Origin of the sequence: Lachnoclostridium phytofermentans (genome assembly GCF_000733755.1) — a bacterium.
In the GTDB taxonomy this organism is placed as follows: Bacteria; Bacillota; Clostridia; order Lachnospirales; family Lachnospiraceae; genus Lachnoclostridium; species Lachnoclostridium phytofermentans_A.
Genome location: NZ_JPOF01000008.1, coordinates 1 through 20,750 on the forward strand (window position 1 = coordinate 1; position 20,750 = coordinate 20,750).

Consider the following 20,750-nt stretch of genomic DNA (forward strand, 5'->3'; position numbering starts at 1 on the left):
TTCAATTGATAATAAGGTTGGAATGGAAAATAGTCCTTTCCATCTTCTTTGCTTGCAGCTCGGATAAGGTCTTTCACACCCATCGGATCCCAATCATCATTTCCGAAAGTTTTTATAAGAATCTAAAATACATATTGACATAATAAGGAAGTAATGGTACTATTTAGTTAAACGTTAAACTATACAATATATACAATAAATATCTTAAAAGATTTTTGGTTTTACGTCAAACTAAATAACATGAGGAGGTATTTACAATGAGAAAATTAAGAAAATCTATTGCAACTATGTTTGCGGCACTTGCTATCATGACTTTGTTTACTGTGAATGCATTGGCAGCTACGGATTTAATGAAGGATGGTAAGATCTTAAGTGGCGGATTTGTCAATGCAGGGGAAGAAGTAGATGGAACAATACAAGGACCTGGTAACTGGACACAGCTTAACTTAGGTGATTACGAAGTAAATGCAAAGTACTTACATATTGTAATGAAGGCAACAGGAGACACTGCTGCTGCACAAATCGTGGTTTCAGATGCTGCAACCTTTCATCTAAAAGATCTAGGTATCATGTTAACAGAGGAATATCAGGATGTAGTTCTTCCTGTCGATGAAAATGGCGTTGCAGTAATTTCATGGGTTAATTTTACAGGGCTTGACGGCGGAAGTAGTGTTTATTCCATTAAAGACATGTTTTTATCCGATGATCAGGCTTCAAGTTTAGGTACACCTGCAGTTGAAGAAACATCGGTTGCTACCGATGCAACTACGAGCACTGCTACAGAGGATGTACCAAAGACTGGAGAGAATAGGATGCCAGTTATTGTATTACTTGGTATCGTAACTATTGCAGGAGTAGTATTCGTAGTTACAAAGAAAAGAGAGAGAGCGCATGGTTTAATTTAATCGCAGTACAAACTTATTGGGGCTGTGAAAAAAGCCCCTAACACAGAGACGTCGGTTTAACCGACGTCTCTAGTTGTTTTTAATCTAAATCAACACTCTAAAAAAGAGCATAAATCCCCCTACCCCATAGAATCAGCATTTTGGATTTTATGCTGATTTTTGAAGTCGCATCTTTTTATTATGATATTTATATAGATTTTGTCCGATAGAAACTAAAAAAAATCTCTAATCGTACAGAATTGATTCCTCTTTCTGACAATTCTTTTATAGTTTCGATCATTTTTCATGATTCCAAATGTTCCTTCTGCTGAATGGATCGATTCATTCTTAAAAGTGCACCATGTATACTTTCAAGATTTTCAATCACTTCCTGATGCATCGCTGTCAGTTCTTGATTGATTCTTATAGTACGATTATTCTCTGTTTTCTTGCATTGAGCTGTATATGGACAGTTGCTGCAGTCTTCGCAGACATAGATTTCTTCCTGACGTCCGTATTCATTTCCACGTACTGCTCTTCGGTGAGAAAAAATAAATCTCTTTTCATTTGGACATATCATGTATCCTTCCGAATTAAATCTGAAATTGACAGCTCTGAACGGATCATTATGGTATTTTTTATCTTCGGTTTCCTTCTTGAACATAGTGAATTTCATGTATTTTTTCCATATCATGCTGTTCACAGTAAATATAGTTATTATATGAACCATATCCGGCATCCGCAGTTGGATATTTCGGGTAAAATCCATATGTCTTTTTGAATTGCTCCATGAGTGGTACAAAACAGTCCATGTCTGAACGATACTGGTTAACGTCAACAACTGCTATATATTCATCAGCTACCCCAACCTGTACATTGTATGCCGGAAGTAACTGATCATTTCCCATGTAATCCGTTTTTATCCTCATAAATGTGGCGGAATGATCTGTTTTGGAATAACTGTTACGTGCAGGGCCACAGATATTCACCTTTTCTATGTATTCCTCCAGCTTTGAGGCATACTCTAAAAGCTTCTCATACTGCCTCTGCTGACAGGTTTTTCGATGTCCCTTTCCATAAACAAAATCGGATCTATCAACGTTCCAAACCTTGGCATACTGATCAGCTATTTCACGTAGCTGTTCAGGTGCATACTCTACGTTTGCTTCTATTTTAAGCCCTGACCATTCAAGGTCTGTATTGATTTCATGAAAAAGGGCAGTTATCTTTTCAAACAGTCGGTATCTGGATTTCTCAGTAGCTTTTTTCCATACCCAGCTGTACTTATTCGCATTTGCTTCAAATTTTGAACCGTCTATGTAAAGGTGGTTGAGGTCTACATTTTCCTGTTCAAAAATCTTTTTATTGATATCGTTGAAAATATCTTCAATGGAGTCACCTAAAACATCATTGATGAAATAGGAAAAAGTCCTGTAGGAAGGTCTTTCGTTATCAATTAAATACATGAATCTGATATTTACTCTGCAGTTATCTTCCAGTTCTCTTAGTGACATGTAGCCCTGGGTCATAAATCCAAAAAGCACCGTTTTCAGCATGTTGACGGGATTATATCTGATGCGCCCAGTTTCATGTTCTGGTATGTTTCTCAGATACTTAGCTAAGTCAATTCCCTCCATGAATTCGTCAAATGTCAAAACCGGATCACAAATATCAAGAAAATCTGAAATAAACATTGGCAAAATGCCTTGTTTTGATTTAGAATAAGTTGTGGTTTGATTTTTCATTGCAGATAAATTTTACCACAAAAAGAGGATTTTTAACTCACTAACGTGAATTAAAAATCCTCTTTTCTAGTTAGGTGCTTTTTTCACAGCCCCTTTCTACATGATCAACACTCGAATATGGTAAAATGTGAAAATATGCATATATGCTTGCATTTTTATTCTTTTTTATTTATAATAAAATCTCCAAATACCAGTAAATTTAGTTTTGTGCTACTGATAAAGAGAGGTAGAAATGAATAATTATGTAAAAAAGAAATATAGTTACAAAACCAGTTTTAAATTTATATTACCATCCTTACTTGGTGTAATATTATTTATGTTTCCAATAAAAATCGGGAATAAGATTACGATACCAATTGCTTTGTTGTCCGATTTTATACAAGATAGATATTTTTCTTCTTTGCCTTTGATTGTCTTAGGGCTAGTGGGAGTTTCCTTCTTTGGAAGTGTTATTACTTTTTTTATGTTTCGTTATAGTAAGAGTAGTGTGATTGCTATGTTAAAGAAGAATTCCGTATTTTGTTCACTGTTTCAGATTTCATTCATATCGATTGCTGTAAGAGGGTTTTCCTTTCTGTTATGCGTTTTTACTTATTTTCATATTGGAACAGAGCTAATCTATTCTGAAAATACTGGTGGCCTTGTGTTTTATGAATTATTACCAATCCTATTTACGATATTTTTCTTAGCAGGTTTTTTATTACCACTGTTATTGAATTTTGGATTATTAGAATTTGCAGGAACCTTATTAATTAAGGTAATGAGGCCATTGTTTAACCTGCCTGGAAGAGCTGCTATTGATGCAATTGCTTCTTGGCTAGGTGATGGTACGATAGGAGTATTACTAACAAGCAAGCAATATGAAGAGGGATTTTATACAGAGAGAGAAGCTTGTGTTATTGGGACTAGCTTTTCGTTGGTATCCATAACTTTTTGCTTAGTTGTAATTAATACCGTTGGATTGTCACATATGTTTATACCTTTTTATCTAACAGTAACCTTTGCCTGTCTAGTAGCAGCTATTGTGATTCCTAAACTTCCACCTCTTTCTAGGAAAAAAGATTGCTATGTGGATGGGGTAAATGGAGGGGATAGAGCAGAAGATGATTTTACAATGGATAATAAAATTCCATTTGGAGATGCCAAGAGTCAGAAAAGTCTTTCTGTTGCCTATCATAAGGCTCTAGAAACAGTAGAAGGCAAAAAGGTAATAAAAAGTGTGATGACGGATGGTGTAAGCAATGTTTTAAATATGTGGCTTGTTGTTATTCCGATTGTTATGGCGATGGGGACCACAGCACTTGTGATTGCGAAATACACACCAGTTTTTGAAATACTTGGGAAGCCATTATTACCATTCTTAAATATGCTTGGAATACCGGAAGCGGCAGCTGTTTCAGAAACAATATTTGCAGGGTTTGCAGATATGCTTTTACCATCTGTTATGATTTCTGCTGTAGAAAATGATATGACACGTTTTATTGTAGCTGCGGTATCCGTCACTCAGCTAATTTATTTATCTGAAGTAGGAGCGTTACTGATTGCTTCTAAGATTCCTATAAAATTTGGTGAGTTATTCCTTATCTTTGTCGAACGTACCTTGGTTACGTTACCTATTATTACACTGATTGCACATATATTGTTTTAAATGCTTTCCTTTTAAAAGCTTTTGAATGGGCTGGTTAATTCAACCTAAAGAAGGTATAATGGTGAAAACAAAACTGAAAACAATAAAGATAAGGAAGCGAGAGGAGCTAAAACGATGAAGAGATATTGTATGGTAATTGTGATGTTATGTTGTATTCTACTTACAGCTTGTAATATTACGGAAACTGATTCAAATCATCAACTATCACCCACGCCCACTGTAGTAAGCGAGCAAACGATAACATCTACACCGCAGGCTACAATCACTCCAGAACCTACCAAAAGCGTGGATTTTTCTGAGCAAAAGAAAATAGAGCTTGAAACTACACTGAATACGGTAGAATCGCAGCAAGATGTGAAAGCTATTTTATTAGAAGCGATACCTTTATTTTGTGAGAAACTCTCGTTTGATATAGAAAAAGCAGAACTTAATAACCAGCTTCCTGAGCATTACGTATTAAATGCATATCATAACGTACTATCAGAAAAATCAGAATTAAAATATGCATATGAGATACAGACAAAGTATGATGAAGATACCCAAATTGTAACATGTTCCATAAAGTATATGCCATATAAGTTAGGTTTTGAGGAGAACGAGTTACAAAAAGATGCACGAAAAGTATATACGCTGAAAGAGCTGATTTCGATTGCTCAAGATAATCTTACAGAAACTTCGGTTGATATTATGATTATGAACAAAGAGCTAAATGTTGATGATATGCAAAATGCGTTACAACAGGCTGGTTATGGTTATATATTGTGTAGTTTGAATCAAGATGCCACTCAAATAACCATGTCACCGGCTAATTACAAGACTAGAGAAGAGTCGTTATCCTATATCGAAGAAACTAATTTACTTGCAGATGAGATTTTGAAAGACATTGTTACCGATTCTATGACCGATGAGGAAAAGATATATGCTGTTTATTCCTATGTGGCAGCAAATACAGCATATGACCACAGATATTATTCGAACCGAGATGAAATGCCTTATGAATCGATGACGGCATATGGTGCGCTAAAAGATAATCTAGCAATTTGTGGTGGATACTCATGGGCCGTTCGCTTACTTTTGGATAAGCTTGGGATTGAGTGTTATAATGTGAATGGAAAATCACATGGTGAGTATCATATGTGGAACGTTATCAAATACGAGGGGAAGTATCTTTATTTTGATACGACCTATGACCGTGGCATCACTCCCGAGTTAGGTTATTCAAGATTTGCTATGTCAGAAGAGAAAGCAGTGATGGATCGTGAATGGAACCAAAGCTTTTTTGAACACCTTTTAGTGAGTGAATAAAATTAATTACAATAAAGATTGCGTTAACTAAAAACGCTTGCAGAAGGTAAGAGCGCTGAAAGACTATCTTTTTCAGGTTGACATATTCAATAATAAAAAAGTGGATTAGAAAATCATGTTACTAAGATTTTCTAATCCACTTTTTTCTATATTAAGGTTTGCTCATTCTATTGTCTTCCATTAATTTTAAAATGGTTTCAAGTTTACCGTAAATAAAGATACTAGAATATCCAATGATGAAATAAATACATTAATTTTCTCTATGTTAGATGCTAGAAATGAAAAAACTTTACCACGTTTAAAAAGAATGATTTTTCCAATAGAATTAATTTCTTCGAAACATACCTTTGGTACGAATAAGTTAGAAATGCTATTATTTTGTATAAAATAATGAATATTATATGCTTTAGTACTTTTAACTTGTTGATAATGTTGTGACTATAAAATATAATGAAGGAATATATGACGAAAAATGTCGAAAAATTAGAGGTGTCAACTTTTATTTATAGACAAAATGATGGTAGTAAATCAGTGAAAGGATGATTCGTTATGAAAAAGAAATGGTTTATTAAAAGTTTTATCTCATTTGCATTACCAATATTTACAGTCTTACTATTTATAGGGATATTTACCATTTATTATGTTCATGATATTATTTTGCGCGAATTAAATAAAAATAATGAAAATTTATTAATACAGATCCGGAGCAATGTAGAGACCATATTAACGGAAGTAAATTCACTTAGTTTGAATTTTGAATATTATACAAAAGCATCACAGTATACCGATTATGTGGACGCAAATATTCAGACATCAGAGAAGCGAATGGTGGAGAAAGAAATGCTTAATTTTATTAATACATTGACTAATTCTAGATTGTATATCCACTCTATCTATGTATATATCAACAATACGGAAGACAGCTTTATTGTAAGTAATGAGGGAAAGGTTACACCGAATCAATTTTTAGACAATGATTGGTTATTAGATGCCAAAGAGTTAGAAGACAGTAAAGATATGCTTATGATGAAAGCAAGAAGCATACAAAGGTATTCCTTTGAAACTCCTACGAATGTTATTACCGCCTATCGAAAGCTTTATATAGGTTTAAAACAAGTGGGTACTGTAGTTCTTAATATTAAGACATCTTATTTGGATGAGAGATTAAGTAAGTTAAATTTATTATCTGGACAAGAAGTAAGTATATCAGCAGAAGAAGGGGATGAATTCTATTACTTTTTGTATGGTGACGTAATTGATAATGGTAGTAACGAACGAATCACAGTGGAATCTAAGGATAGGGGATACTCTTATGTTTCTCGTGTACCCACGAGTCAGCTATATGAGTTTTCTTATCGTATAAGCTTTACCATAGGTATCATATTCATAATAAGTATTTTTATAATACTTATTGCTTCGTACATAAGATCAAAGCGTAATTATGATCGAATACTAGGAATATACAGAATTATTGAAGCAGCAGATGCATCAGCCCCACTACCAGAGTTACCTTCTAAAGTAAAGGATGAATATGGCTATATTATTCAAAACATGATTCGAGTTTTTATTGAAAGTCGTTATGTAAAAGCGCAATTAAATGAAAAGAAAAGTAAGTATGAGTCAATGGAACTTTTGGCACTTCAATCACAAATCAACCCCCATTTTTTATTTAATACTCTGGAAACCATAAACTGGGGAATTGTAAAACATCTAGGAATTACCAATCATGTCAGTAAGATGTTAGGGAATCTTTCAGATGTATTAAAGTACTCCTTAAGCAATCCGAATGAGAAGGTGACATTTAAAGATGAGCTAGCTTATGCAAAAAGCTATGTGGCAATTCAACAAGAGCGTTACCAAGATAAATTCGAGATGATATGGGATATTGATGAGAGCTTAGAGGATTATTATATTATTAAACTCATTATACAACCTCTCATAGAAAATTCCATTTATCATGGAATTAAAGAGAAAGATGGTAAGAGTAAAATAAAGGTAGTTCTTAAAAGTGATGGTGATCATATATGTCTTGAAATCATTGACACAGGCAAGGGGATTCCAAAAGAGAAGTTGGAACAAATGAAGCGTACTTTAGATCAGGAATCCAATAAAACTCCTAGTATACATATTGGAGTTAAAAATGTATATAAAAGGCTTCGACTCGTTTATGAGGAACGTTGCATTATGAATATACAAAGTAAAGAAGGATGGGGAACTCAAATTAAAATTCATTTGCCCTATGATAATAAAGAGGAGATTGTCAATTTTATTACGGATCCTATGGATGAAATATAAAATCCAATGAGTGCTGTTTTTGCACTAATGTCAAATTCAGAACACATAACTTAAAAATTAAGTCAAATTAGATGTCAATATAGGATAAAGTGCAAACTCACTAAAAAAATGCCTTTATGATACAATAAATTTGTAATAATTAATGAAAGTTACTTATGGAAGGGAGATTTTTTATGAAAAAAAGAGGAGTTGCCTTACTATGTATTGCTCTATTATTAATTAGTGCGCTTGTAGGATGTTCTAAGGCTAATACGACAAATGAAGCGAATGAAGGAGCGAATAAGACAGAAACGAATAAGAGTTCAGAGATTCGTTTCATGTGGTGGGGTGGAGAAACTCGTCATAAGGCTACCGTTGGAGCAGTGGAAATTTACAAAAGTATCAATCCTAACGTTGTAGTAGAGACGGAATATTCCGGTTGGGACGGTTATTTTGACAAATTGACGACTCAATTAGCAGCGAATACAGGGCCAGATGTTGTTCAAATGTCCTATACCAATGTTGCTGAATATGTTGCAAGAGAGCAGCTAATGCCCTTAGATGATTTAATTGAAAAAGGAATCATCGATATTAGTAATTTGTCAGAAGCAACTCTAGATATGTATCGTATCGATGGAAAATTATATGCAATACCTGCTGGTGTAAGTACTTCTTTACTTTTTTATAACAAAGAGTATTTTGATTTAGCCGGTATCGATTATCCAACAGAGAACTGGACTTGGGATGATTACATGGAAGCAGCTAGAAAACTTACTATGGATACCGATGGTGACGGAAAAATTGATGTATGGGGTACATCCTATGTAGAAGATCCAGTAGGAGCAGATCTTGGGTTTAAAAAATACCTATATGAACGTGGTGGGAAATTATGGTCCGAGGATTTAAAATCAATCGCATTTAATACTCCAGAAGGCCTTGCAGCAGTCGAATTTATCAAGAAGCCATTAGAGGAAGGCATTATGCCTCCACTTGAAATCACTGCATCTAACCCACAGAATGTGGATGATTTCCAGACGAAAAAAGTAGCAATGATTATTAACTTCTCACCGATGACACAAACCTATATGTCTTCAGATATTAATTTTGGTATTGAGCGTACTCCAAAGGGCTTAGAAAAAGATGCATTTTGGATTAATCCATCTATGGTTTACAGTGTTACAAAGGATTGTGTCAATGCGAAAGAGGCAGGAAAGTTAATTGATTTCTTAATAAATAATGAACAAGCTGGTGATATTCTTGCACTAGAACGTGGTGTACCAAGTAACAGTGTTACTCGTAAACGTATTGCAGAATCTCTAAGCGACGCTGAAAAATTAATGTTCGATTGCATTGAAAAATCTACATCCGACGATATTGTGAATGAACCATTCCCTGCAGGTTATATGGAAATTCATTCCTTGTTAAAACGTGAATTTGAAAATATGATGTATGGAAAATATAATCCTCAAGAATTTTTAGATGTGGTTGAAAAAGAATGCAATAAGATATTAAGCAAATTCTATGAATAGTTGATTAGAGTATAAAATTTAATAAAACGGCAAGAGGGAAAATACCTTCTTCCTCTTGCTGCCTATTTTAGTCCTTATATAGTAGGACGAAAGGAGCATCCTGTGTTCGGAATAAAATCAAAACAACTAGATACATCAAAGTATAATAATAAAGCAGCGTTTTTATTTCTATTACCTTGGATTATTGGTGTTTTATTATTTACTATATGGCCAATGATTCAATCATTATGGCTTTCATTCACCGATTATTCCATCTACGGTAGTGCAAAGTTTATCGGGCTTGATAATTACAAAGAAATGTTTTTTGACGATAGAATGTTTAAAAACAGCTTAATTATCACATTGAAGTATGTAATTATGTTTGTACCTGTAAAGATGGTTGCAGCATTATTTGTAGCTATTTTATTAAATAAAAAAATTAGAGGTATGGCAATTTATCGTACGATCTATTATATACCTTCCATTATCGGTGCTGGTATCGCTATGGCAGTTACTTGGAAAATAGTACTATCAAGGGATGGTTTCGTGAATGATATATTAAGTATTTTTGGGATAGGCCCATTTGATTTTTTAACAAGTCCTAAAATGGCATTAGGAACATTAGCTATCATGGGTGCTTGGCAGTTTGGTTCAGCCATGGTTGTATTTTTATCAGCATTAAAACAAGTACCGAATGAATTATATGAAGCTGGTGATATCGATGGTGCAGGTAAGATAAGAAAGTTTTTTAAGATTACACTTCCAATGATTTCATCCAATATTCTGTTTAATTTAATCATGGGAATTATCAATGCATTCCAAGTGTTTACACAGGTTTCTGTTATTACCAATGGAGGTCCAGCAGACTCCACCTATGTGTACATGCTTCATCTATATCGAACTGCATTTGAATCACATAGAATGGGATATTCTTCTGCATTAGCTTGGATATTAACTTTAATTATATTTGCATTTACTGTAATTATATTTTGGTCCTCTAAGAAGTGGGTATATTATGAAAATTAATGAAAAGGAAGGTACTTTTCAATGAAAGAATCAAGAAAAAGTATAATAAGCCATATTATATTAATTCTAGGAAGCTTTGTAATGCTTTTTCCTATGATTTGGCTCTTTAGTAGTGCGTTTAAACCTGGTTCGGAGATCTTTTCCAGTGATTTTAAACTAATAAGTAATAACTTTACATTTCAGAATTTTATTGACGGATGGAATATTAATCCTTCCTATAGTTTTGGATATTTTTTAGGAAATACATTTTTATTGGTGGGACTAGTTATCCTAGGGACAGTGCTTTCTAGTTCATTAGCAGCGTTTGCATTCGGGAGACTTAATTTTAAATTTAAAGGAATCTTATTTATGTTTATGTTAGCTACTATGATGCTTCCAGCTCAGGTAACATTAATTCCTAAATATCTTATGTTTGGTAAAATTGGTTGGGTGGATAGTTATTTACCATTTATCGTACCAGCATTTTGTGCAATTAATGGATTTCACGTATTCCTAATTGTTCAGTTTATTCGAGGTATACCAAAAGACCTTGATGAAGCAGCTTATATTGATGGATGTAATATCTTTGGCATCTATAGAATTATCATTATGCCACTATGTAAACCGGTATTATTCTCTGTTGCAATCTTTACCTTTATATGGACATGGGATGATTATATCAATCAGTTAATCTACATAAGCTCAGTTAACAAATTTACAGTTTCACTATTCCTAAGAAGTTTAATTGATAGTACATCCAGTGTATCTTGGGGACCACTTCTTGCCAATACCCTAGTGAGTTTAATACCAAGTATCTTGATATTCTTCATAGCACAACCTTATTTCGTTGAAGGTATCGCTACAACTGGATTAAAAGGTTAGTAGATATGTTAGTGTGAAGGAAAGTAGAGGACTGCCATAAATTGAAGTTAAGGCGGCGGAATGGAGATTGATATGAAAAAGGATAATATAGTAAGATTCGGTATTATAGGATGTGGGTTTAGAGGGACAGCTTATTCAGATTATACTCTTTCCCATCCAGAAGAAGCAGTAGTAACATGTGCTTGTGATATACTTCCAGGTAGGTTAGAACAATTTGGGGATAAATATCATGTCCCAAAAGAAAACAGATACGTGGATGCAAAAACCATGTTAGAACAAGTAAAAGACATTGATATTGTTATTGTAGCCAATCTAGATGCGGATCATTTTGAGATGGCAAAGATGGCATTAGAGAGAGGATTTCATTGCTTGCTTGAAAAACCAATGTCGCCGGATCCCTGGGAATGCTTAGAACTAGTAAGAATAGCAGAGGAAAACAACTGCAAGTTATTGGTATGTCATGTACTACGTTATACACCTATCTTTAGTACGCTAAAAGAACTTGTTGATAGAGAAGAAGTGGGAAAGATAATATCCATACATCACGCAGAGAATGTGTCCTATACTCACATCGCTCATAGTTATGTACGTGGTAATTTTAGAAAGTTAAGTCCAATTATTCTTGCAAAATCTTGTCATGATTTAGATATTCTAAATTGGTTAACAGGTAAGAAATGCAAGAAAATCAGTTCCTTTGGTGAATTAACATATTTTAAGAAAGAAAATGCTCCAATTGGTTCTGCAACACGTTGTATGGAATGTTCCATAGAAAAAGATTGTCCATTCTCTGCATTAAAGCAATATCTAACAGAGGAAACAGGTTGGCCAACCAGTATGATTAGTGTGGATACTTCCCTAGAAGCACGTACCAAAGCCGTTAGAGAAGGAGATTATGGCCGTTGCGTATTCCATTGTGATAATGCTGTGGTAGATCATCAGATTGTAAATATACTTTATGAGGATGATATTACTGTATCATTTAACTTAAATGGTTTTAACACCACAGAAACTCGTGAAATTCGTATCCTTGGTACAAAAGGTGATATTCGTGCTAATATGGAAAAAAATTATATCACGATACGCCACTTTGGAAGCCAAAAAGAAACTACCATACGTCCCAAAGTACATGCAGGAGCACATAGCGGTGGAGATGCCATGCTTATGAAAGATGTAGTTGAAATTGCACGTAGTGGTAATTGGGATAGTGCAAGAACAAATGCTAGTAAATCGGTAGATAGCCATATTATGGCATTTGCTGCAGAAGTATCTAGACAAGAAGGTGTTATTGTAGATATGGATTCTTTTAAAGAAGAGATAATAAAAAAGGGTAGGATGAGTTAGTTTTAATAAGAGATATAGGAGATTGCTATGTATAAATTACTCATTGTTGATGATGAAGTTACGATTCGTACAAGTTTAGCTAATTATTTTCCTTGGGAACAAATAGGATTTGAAGTTGTTGGAATCTGTGCCGATGGCAAAGAAGCCATTGATTTTATTGAGAATAATCAAGTAGATGTATTACTTAGTGATATTATGATGCCTAATGTAACAGGTATTGAGTTAGCCAAGTACATTTATGAGAAAAAGCTTAAAATAAAGGTGGTAATGATTAGTGCCCATAGTGAGTTTGATTATGCAAGAGCTAGTATGCGATATGGAGTAAGATATTATGTTCTTAAGCCGACCAAGTATGAAGAACTAAATCAAGTGTTTTCTGAAGTTCATATGGAATGCGATATGGAGAATATAGAGGAATGCGAAGAGGATTTAAACATAATAGAACGTATTAAGAAATATATTGACGAGAATTATGAAGATGTAAGCTTAGAGACTATATCCGAATTATTTCACTTAAATTTATATTATATTAGTCGTTTATTTAAAATGAAAACCAATATGAATTTTTCAGATTATTTAACTCAAGTTCGCATGGAAAAAGCTAAAGTCATGTTAGCTACAACAGAACAGTTAATCTCTGAAATATGTATTCGTGTAGGTTATACGGATCCAAGAAGTTTCTCGAAAGCATTTAAAAAGCATACAGGTGTTACGGCGCGTGAATATAAAGTAAGTAAATCTTACGTAAAATAAAAAATTCAAAAATCAATAATGATTCATTTTAATGAAAATTTCTATAATTTATCATAGTAAATCCTATTTAGAGCAGAAGGTTAGTGTGAAAAATCAAGATTTTCACACAGGGATTTGTGCTGTTGCCCAAATTCGCAGGATTGTGACAGAATGGAGACTATTATGTGTAACCCAATTTTTACTGATAAAATAGATGAACTACAATTGTTTGTATATACAACAAGAGATGATATGGGAAGAAGTGCAGCGAATCAAGTTGCTGATTGTATGAAGGCTTTATTAGAGAAGAAAGACATCATACGAATGGTTTTTGCAGCAGCGCCTTCTCAAAGTGAATTCTTATCTACCTTAACTAGGATAAAAGATATTCCATGGGATAGAGTGGATGCTTTCCACATGGATGAATATATTGGGCTTGAAAACAATGCATCCCAAAGATTTAGTAATTTCCTAAAGGTAAATTTATTTGACATAGTAAAACCAAGAAAAGTAAATTTACTTACTCCAAACATCAAAGAGCCGAAAGTAGAATGTGAGAGATATACACAGTTGTTAGAAGAAGGTACAATCGATATTATATGTCTTGGTATTGGAGAAAATGGTCATATCGCATTTAATGATCCACCGGTAGCAGATTTTAAGGATCCCCAAAAGGTAAAGATTGTGGAATTGGATCAGATGTGTAGACAACAACAAGTGAATGATGGTTGTTTTAAAACAATCGATGATGTACCAACTCATGCAGTTACTTTGACCATTCCAACAATGCTATCTGGAGATAATCTATTCTGTATGGTTCCTGGGATAAACAAAAGAGAAGCAGTAAAGAATGCCTTAAGAGGACATATTACAACGGATTGTCCAGCATCTATACTTAGAACTCATAAAAAATGTAAGTTCTATGTAGATACCAACTCCTTCCCACTTTAGTAACTACGAATTAGTGGATAGTAAGTAATTAGAAGCTTATGAAATTTATCTATGCTGATACAGTTCATACTATTTCAGGGCTAACGTTAAGGGAGGAAGAGATGAGAATAGTCTTAACCAATGGAAAAGTAATTACTCCACTGAGAGTAATTGAGAATGCTAGTGTTATTGTTAAAGATGGCATGATTGAAGAAATACTTGTTGGAGAATATGGTGATGAACATAGCTTTGAACGAGTAATTGATGTAAAAGGACAGTATATATCACCAGGATTTATTGATCTACATACCCATGGTGGTGGCGGGCATGATTTTATGGATGGAACGCTCGAAGCCATTCTAGAAGGTGCGAAAGCACATATGCGTTTTGGTACCACATCCATTCTACCAACCTCATTAACCAGTAATATGGAGGATTTATTTCGTACGTTAGATTTTATTAAGGAAAGTAAAGGTACCAAAGGTATCCCTAATATTCTTGGCATTCATCTAGAAGGCCCTTATTTTTCCATGCAACAAAAGGGCGCACAAGATCCAAAACACATTAAGGACCCAGAGGAAGAAGCATATACCAAAATTATCAATTATAGTGATGACATTGTAAGATGGACCATTGCACCAGAGTTACCAGGAGCACTTAAGATGGGTAGAGAATTAAGAAAAAGAGGGATTGTATGCTCCATAGGTCATAGCAATGCTATATACGAAGAGGTAGTAACTGCCTTTGAAAATGGATATAACTTGATGACACATTTTTATTCTGGGATGTCCATGGTAAAGAGAGTTAATTCTTATCGATATGCTGGAGTCGTAGAAAGTGGTTATTTAATTGATGATATGTACCTGGAAATTATAGCAGATGGAAAACATTTGCCAGAAAGCCTATTAAAACTAATCTATAAAACGAAAGGTGCTGATAAGATTTGCCTTGTAACGGATTCCATGCGGGCAGCAGGATGCCCAGAAGGGGAATCCATCCTTGGCAATTTGACATCAGGTCAGAAGGTTATTGTAGAAGAAGGAGTTGCTAAACTATTAGATCGAAGTGCATTTGCAGGAAGTGTTGCCACCGCAGATCGTCTTGTGCGAACGATGATACAATTAGCAGAGGTTCCTTTAGTAGATGCAATTAAGATGATTAGTCTTACCCCTGCAAAAGTAATGCAAATTGATCATAAAAAGGGTAGCATTACTCCTGGTAAAGATGCAGATATTATAGTATTTGATGACAATATTAATGTTCAAATGGTAATGGTTCAAGGAGATATAGCCTTAGATCAGATAAACTAAGGACAGGGAGGTTTTTAAGATGAGAAAAGCGTTTATATGCCCTAGTAAATATGTACAAGGGGAGAACGAATTATTAAACTTAGGATATTTTGTATCCACCTATGGTAAAAAAGCATTGTTAATAGCACATAAGGATGATATTGCGCGTGTGAAAAATCAGTTAGATAAGACAAGTAAAGAATATGGAGTTGTTTTCATCGAAAGTAATTTTGGTGGTGAATGTTCTCGTGTGGAGGTTGCTCGTCTTAGAGAAGTATCCGCAGAGTACAACTGCGATTGTATTATTGGACTAGGTGGTGGTAAAGCCATCGATACCTCGAAATGTGTTGCACAAGGTGGTCCATTAATTATAGTTCCAACCATTGCTGCTACAGATGCACCGACAAGTCATTCTGCAGTTTTATATACAGAAGAGGGAGCATTTGATGATTATGCATATTTTAAACAAAATCCCCATGTTGTTTTAATCGATACAACGATTATAGCGAAAGCACCAACACGTTTTCTTGTTTCCGGTATGGGAGATGCTCTTTCCACTTATTTTGAAGCACGTGCAACAAGTAATTCTTATTCTAATGTGAATGCAGGATTACCATGTGGATTTAGAGAAAATCTGTGTGGTCCCGCAAAAGCAACAAAAGCAGCTCTTGAGTTAGCTAAATTATGTTATAAAACCCTATTAGAAGATGGATTACATGCAAAATATGCCTGTGATAACAATCAAGTAACACCTGCATTAGAAAATATCATAGAAGCTAACATACTTTTATCTGGATTAGGATTCGAAAGTGGCGGACTTGCGGGTGCTCATGCCATACACGATGGTATGACAATATTAGAAGGTACTCACAAATACTATCATGGTGAAAAAGTTGCCTTTGGAACCATTGTGCAATTAGTATTAGAAAATGCACCAAAAGAGGAATTAGAGGAAGTTCTAAGGTTTTGTTTCTCTGTTGGACTTCCAATTTGCCTAAGTGATGTAGGGATTGATTCTTATACGGAAGAAGAGTTAAGACAAGTTGCAAAAAAAGCATGTATACCAGAAGAATCCATACATTCTATGCCATTTCCGATTACTGAGGAGCAAGTTCTAGCAGCAATCTTAACAGCAGATAGCATTGGTAAAGCCTTCAAGAAAAAAATGGAGTAAGCTTATGAAGAAAATAATTAATTATCCAGAAAATGTAGTGAAAGAAATGTGTCATGGTATTGTACTAGCTCACCCAGAATTAGAAATGCTGCCTAAGTATAAAGTATTATATAGAAAAAATAAAAATAGGAATAAAGTAAGTCTGATCAGTGGTGGAGGAAGCGGCCATGAACCGGCCCACGCTGGTTTTGTCGGAGAAGGCATGTTAGATGCTGCGGTTTGTGGTGATGTATTTGCATCTCCATCCCAAATTCAGGTATATCAAGCCATTCGTGAAATGGAAACAAAACAAGGTGTTTTGCTTATTGTTAAAAACTATAGCGGCGATATGATGAATTTTAAGAATGCAGCACATTTAGCATCGGAAGATGGTATTTTAGTTGATTATGTTAAAGTAGACGATGATATAGCAGTGAAAGACAGTTTGTATACCGTTGGACGTCGAGGTGTTGCAGGAACTGTATTTGTTCATAAAATTGCAGGCGCAATGGCGGAACGAGGTAGTTCACTAGAAGAGGTAAAACGAGTAGCGAATAAAGCCATAGCTAATGTAAAAAGCATTGGATTTGCTTTTAGCTCTTGTACCGTACCAGCAAAGGGTACACCAACGTTTACATTACAAGAAAGTGAAATGGAATACGGTGTTGGTATCCATGGAGAACCAGGAATTAAGCGTTGCAATGTAATGAGTGCTGACGAATTAGCAAGTAAAATGGTAGAATCCTTATGTAAGGAATTAAATCTAGGGACTACAAAAGAACCAGATCGAATCTCATTATTAGTCAATGGATTTGGAGCAACGCCACTGATGGAGTTATATTTACTGAATGCTTCTGTAAATCGAATACTGCATAAGAAAGGAATCACGGTTGCTCATACTTTAGTAGGTAATTATATGACTAGTATCGATATGGAAGGAGCTTCTATCTCGATTTTAAAACTAGATGATGAATTAGAAACCTTATATAAGGCTTCCTGTAATACTCCTGCACTTAAATTAGATAGTAATACTTCTGCTGCACCATACTATGAACCATTTGAACGTAATAAAACGGAAGAAGTATTATCTTATGAGATGGAAACTCCTAGTGCGTATAGCGAAATTAACGGAAACATCAATCTTCAAAATATGCTATATATTGTAGATACGATGAGTCATGTTATCATAAAGAATGAAATCCCATTCTGCGAACTTGATTCTCATGCAGGGGATGGAGATTTTGGTATGAGTGTTGCAAAAGGATTTCGGCAGTTAAAGAAGGAGTGGAAATCCATTCTTGCAACTAAAGATCTAACCATTAGTTCCTTCTTAGATGCTTGCTCCCTAATTATTATGGAACATTGTGGTGGAGCATCAGGTCCAATTTGGGGTTCAGCTTTTCGAGCAGCTAGTCGAAATGTATTAGATAAAAATGAATTAACAATGGAAGATTTTGCATCCATGTTACAAGCAACGGTAGCAGGAATCCAAGCTACTGGAGAACGTTCTTTTGGACGTGGTGCTGTAGTGGGAGATAAAACGCTGATTGATGCACTTGTTCCTTGCGCAGATGCTTGGTCATCCTTTGATAAGAGCACTATAGATTTTGTGGAAGCATTTACGCTTGGAGCTATTAAGGCTGTAGAAGGTGCAAAGAAAACAGAGGAAATTGCTGCACGTATGGGAAGGGCTGGTACGGTAGGTGATAGAAGTATTGGATATCCAGATGCAGGCGCCTATGCATTAGGTGTAATCTTTACTGAGATAGCAAATTCTCTTGCTGTTGATCCATTGCTTCAGACTTATTAACACTAGAAAAAGATATCGTTAAACATTGCGAAGTTATATACACATATAGGTAATATGGTTTCAGGACAGCAAAATACTCAGTTTACAACCTTTGCAGCTGGTACAGTCTGATAGGAGAAAGCTGGTAAACTTAGGCAAGCCAGAATTGCTAGATATGCAAAGTGAAAGGAGATGGCAAGGCCATCTCCTTTCAAACTTTTTCCTATTACTTTTTCTATCCTCAACCACTAGATTCACTGTAAGAATAGCGGAAGGAAGATCTTAAAGCTTTTGTATCATTCTCCACAAGGTAGTACGGCTGATACCTAGTCTTTTTGCAGCATTGCTTTGATTCCCTTTTTCTTCATGTAATACTTGTTCGACAATATCAATATTGATTTCCTCTAGTGTTCTGGAAATATCTAAATTATTCGTATCTAAATTCTCTAGTTCAAATTGTCTTTTTTCTCTTTTAAGTATTTTATCAACATCTTCAGTTTTTATATAAAGTGTAGTTGTAATAACGGCAAGTTCATTCAGTATTCGCTTAAATTGGTTATAATTATGAGGCCATGAGAAGGATTTTAATAAATCTAGTGCGCCAGGTTCAAATCCTGATATCTCTTTTCCGAGCTCCAGGTTCAGATAACCAATATAAAGACTTGCTAGGTTTGGAATATTGTTCAAATTAGAACGCAATGGAGGAATGTGTAAAGTGAGGCAGGAAAACTCATTCACAATTTGCTTACATCGTTCCGCCATATCTTTATTTTCATTGCAACTGTAAGTGAAAATCAGGTGGTTTCTACTTAATAGATTTGTACTATTGATGATTGTAAAAAGTTCTTGGTATTGACGTTCTGGTAATATATCTATGCCTCTAATGTGTATTGTTATATTTGTTTCATTAAAAGGAGACTTGTAATTATCAATAAGAAAACTCCAGGACTTATCATTTAACTTTGGGCAATCGATGATAACAAGTGGATTGTCTTGTAGTTTACTCTGGGAATAGACGAGGTAGACCATCTGCTCTTTTCCAGTACCCTCTTCACCAATCACCATAATAGGATAATCGGTTTGATTGAACTGATCAATCGATGTACGAAGTGGGCTTGTTGTATTTGAGATACCATAGAAGCTTTCGTAAAATTTGTTGGAGGCTGATTCTTTGCTGAGGTATCGTAAACCATTGCGTGACGGAATAAAGGACATATTTTGCAGCTTTATACTATAAACGACATAGTTTTGGCTTTGATAGCTCATGCAAGTAGCAATCGTATGCATGAGTTGCTTGTCAAATTCTTTAAAAAAGGTTCGTTGTTTTTCTACAATAACTTTATCAATGTTGTTTTTTAATACAGATAGCATGTCGGGTGTGAGACCATCCTGATTAGTGTAGACAAGCTCTTTTTGATCATCATATACGACCACTTTACAAGATAAATTTTTTAGTATGGAGTTATAGAACTCTTTTTTTTCTTCCAATCGTGCGATGTCATGATATGTCTTAACAGCCTGATCGAAAGCGGCTTCAATGCTTTCTGTGCCAGAAGTAATTAATATAGAATCTAGATTAAAGTCCTTCGCCATGGAGGTTGTAATCATATCACCAAGTATCATACGATAACCTTTATTGCGTAAAAGTTCTAAGGTTTCTGTAATTTCAGAAGAATTATGAACTGTATAGATGCCAATATCATATTGAAGTAAATCGCATAAAAAACGTGCACTTTTTGTAATACTCGGAAACCCTACAATAGCGTGCTTACTATTATAATTTTCAGAAAGCTTAATGGTACGGAGTATGTCATAAATAGTAAGAGGTATTTCAATAACTGGTATGGATACCGACTCTTGAAGAAGCTCTGCTGTCCCGCCTCTTGATATTATAATATCGTAACTGGAGGAGTTGAACTTTTTAGCAATCTTGACACCTTCTAGCAAATCTCCAACAAAAATAGTTAATTCTATATCAGTGCGATTGTTTGCAAGTTTCTCCATAGTAGCCTGAAGGCTTTTGTATGGAGCAATTACAAGAATTTTAATTTTTTCAGCCATTCTCAATACTCTCCCTTAGTGTTTAAATTTAATACAATAATATCATAAAATGTAAAATAATCAAGAGAAAATATAAATGTTTCAAATATAAACACTATAAACTTATATATTAAACTATTTTATATTGACCACATGAAAAAGCGAGTGTAATATAGACTATAATGAAACGGAAAAAAGAAAAAGAAGTAAAAATGAAATAACAGC

At 34.6% G+C, this 20,750-nt stretch carries 14 protein-coding genes and 1 pseudogene; 13 read left to right on the plus strand and 2 right to left on the minus strand.

The genetic code is table 11. The features are described from left to right. Window positions 1-257 precede the first annotated feature (257 nt). Window positions 258-905, plus strand: coding sequence for an LPXTG cell wall anchor domain-containing protein (locus CC92_RS0118705; RefSeq protein ID WP_029501988.1), 648 nt, complete (start codon window positions 258-260; stop codon window positions 903-905). 147 nt (window positions 906-1,052) lie between these two features. Here the strand turns inward: CC92_RS0118705 and CC92_RS21220 are convergent. Then, window positions 1,053-2,629: pseudogene (locus tag CC92_RS21220) on the minus strand (IS1182 family transposase). Between the two features lie 232 nt (window positions 2,630-2,861). Between CC92_RS21220 and CC92_RS0118715 the strand changes: the two are divergent. The 12 genes from CC92_RS0118715 to dhaK all read left to right on the plus strand — a co-directional run bounded on the left by CC92_RS0118715 (window position 2,862) and on the right by dhaK (window position 18,506). Then, window positions 2,862-4,277, plus strand: coding sequence for a YjiH family protein (locus CC92_RS0118715; protein WP_029501987.1), 1,416 nt, complete (start codon window positions 2,862-2,864; stop codon window positions 4,275-4,277). A 114-nt stretch (window positions 4,278-4,391) separates the two neighbouring features. Next, complete coding sequence (locus CC92_RS0118720) at window positions 4,392-5,582, plus strand: transglutaminase domain-containing protein (protein WP_029501986.1); 1,191 nt, start codon at window positions 4,392-4,394, stop codon at window positions 5,580-5,582. A 549-nt stretch (window positions 5,583-6,131) separates the two neighbouring features. Then, the gene (locus tag CC92_RS21920; RefSeq protein WP_029501985.1) at window positions 6,132-7,877 is read left to right on the plus strand and encodes a sensor histidine kinase; all 1,746 of its coding nucleotides are present in this window, start codon (window positions 6,132-6,134) and stop codon (window positions 7,875-7,877) included. A 173-nt stretch (window positions 7,878-8,050) separates the two neighbouring features. Further along, on the plus strand, window positions 8,051-9,385 hold the full coding sequence (locus tag CC92_RS0118735) for an ABC transporter substrate-binding protein (RefSeq protein ID WP_029501984.1): 1,335 nt from the start codon (window positions 8,051-8,053) through the stop codon (window positions 9,383-9,385). A gap of 102 nt (window positions 9,386-9,487) precedes the next feature. After that, on the plus strand, window positions 9,488-10,390 hold the full coding sequence (locus CC92_RS0118740; RefSeq protein WP_029501983.1) for a carbohydrate ABC transporter permease: 903 nt from the start codon (window positions 9,488-9,490) through the stop codon (window positions 10,388-10,390). A 21-nt stretch (window positions 10,391-10,411) separates the two neighbouring features. Continuing rightward, a complete protein-coding gene (locus CC92_RS0118745; protein WP_029501982.1) occupies window positions 10,412-11,251 on the plus strand; it encodes a carbohydrate ABC transporter permease in 840 nt (279 codons plus the stop codon). A gap of 72 nt (window positions 11,252-11,323) precedes the next feature. After that, window positions 11,324-12,592 (plus strand): Gfo/Idh/MocA family protein, encoded by a 1,269-nt coding sequence (locus CC92_RS0118750; RefSeq protein ID WP_029501981.1) that lies wholly within the window; start codon window positions 11,324-11,326, stop codon window positions 12,590-12,592. A gap of 27 nt (window positions 12,593-12,619) precedes the next feature. Continuing rightward, window positions 12,620-13,345 (plus strand): response regulator transcription factor, encoded by a 726-nt coding sequence (locus tag CC92_RS0118755; RefSeq protein ID WP_029501980.1) that lies wholly within the window; start codon window positions 12,620-12,622, stop codon window positions 13,343-13,345. 162 nt (window positions 13,346-13,507) lie between these two features. Beyond that, the gene (locus CC92_RS0118760) at window positions 13,508-14,275 is read left to right on the plus strand and encodes a glucosamine-6-phosphate deaminase (protein WP_034218365.1); all 768 of its coding nucleotides are present in this window, start codon (window positions 13,508-13,510) and stop codon (window positions 14,273-14,275) included. 101 nt (window positions 14,276-14,376) lie between these two features. Continuing rightward, window positions 14,377-15,564: an N-acetylglucosamine-6-phosphate deacetylase gene (gene nagA / locus CC92_RS0118765; RefSeq protein ID WP_029501978.1), complete on the plus strand. Its 1,188-nt coding sequence runs from the start codon at window positions 14,377-14,379 to the stop codon at window positions 15,562-15,564. 19 nt (window positions 15,565-15,583) lie between these two features. Continuing rightward, a complete protein-coding gene (locus CC92_RS0118770; protein ID WP_029501977.1) occupies window positions 15,584-16,717 on the plus strand; it encodes a glycerol dehydrogenase in 1,134 nt (377 codons plus the stop codon). 4 nt (window positions 16,718-16,721) lie between these two features. Further along, entirely contained in the window at window positions 16,722-18,506 is a 1,785-nt protein-coding gene (gene dhaK / locus CC92_RS22310; RefSeq protein WP_081841787.1) for a dihydroxyacetone kinase subunit DhaK, read from the plus strand. A gap of 261 nt (window positions 18,507-18,767) precedes the next feature. On the opposite strand, the gene CC92_RS0118785 is transcribed toward dhaK, so the two are convergent. Next, window positions 18,768-20,546 carry a sigma-54-dependent transcriptional regulator gene (locus CC92_RS0118785; RefSeq protein WP_029501975.1) on the minus strand — a complete coding sequence of 593 codons (1,779 nt, stop codon included), beginning with the start codon at window positions 20,544-20,546 and terminating at the stop codon, window positions 18,768-18,770. Between the last annotated feature and the right edge of the window lie 204 nt (window positions 20,547-20,750).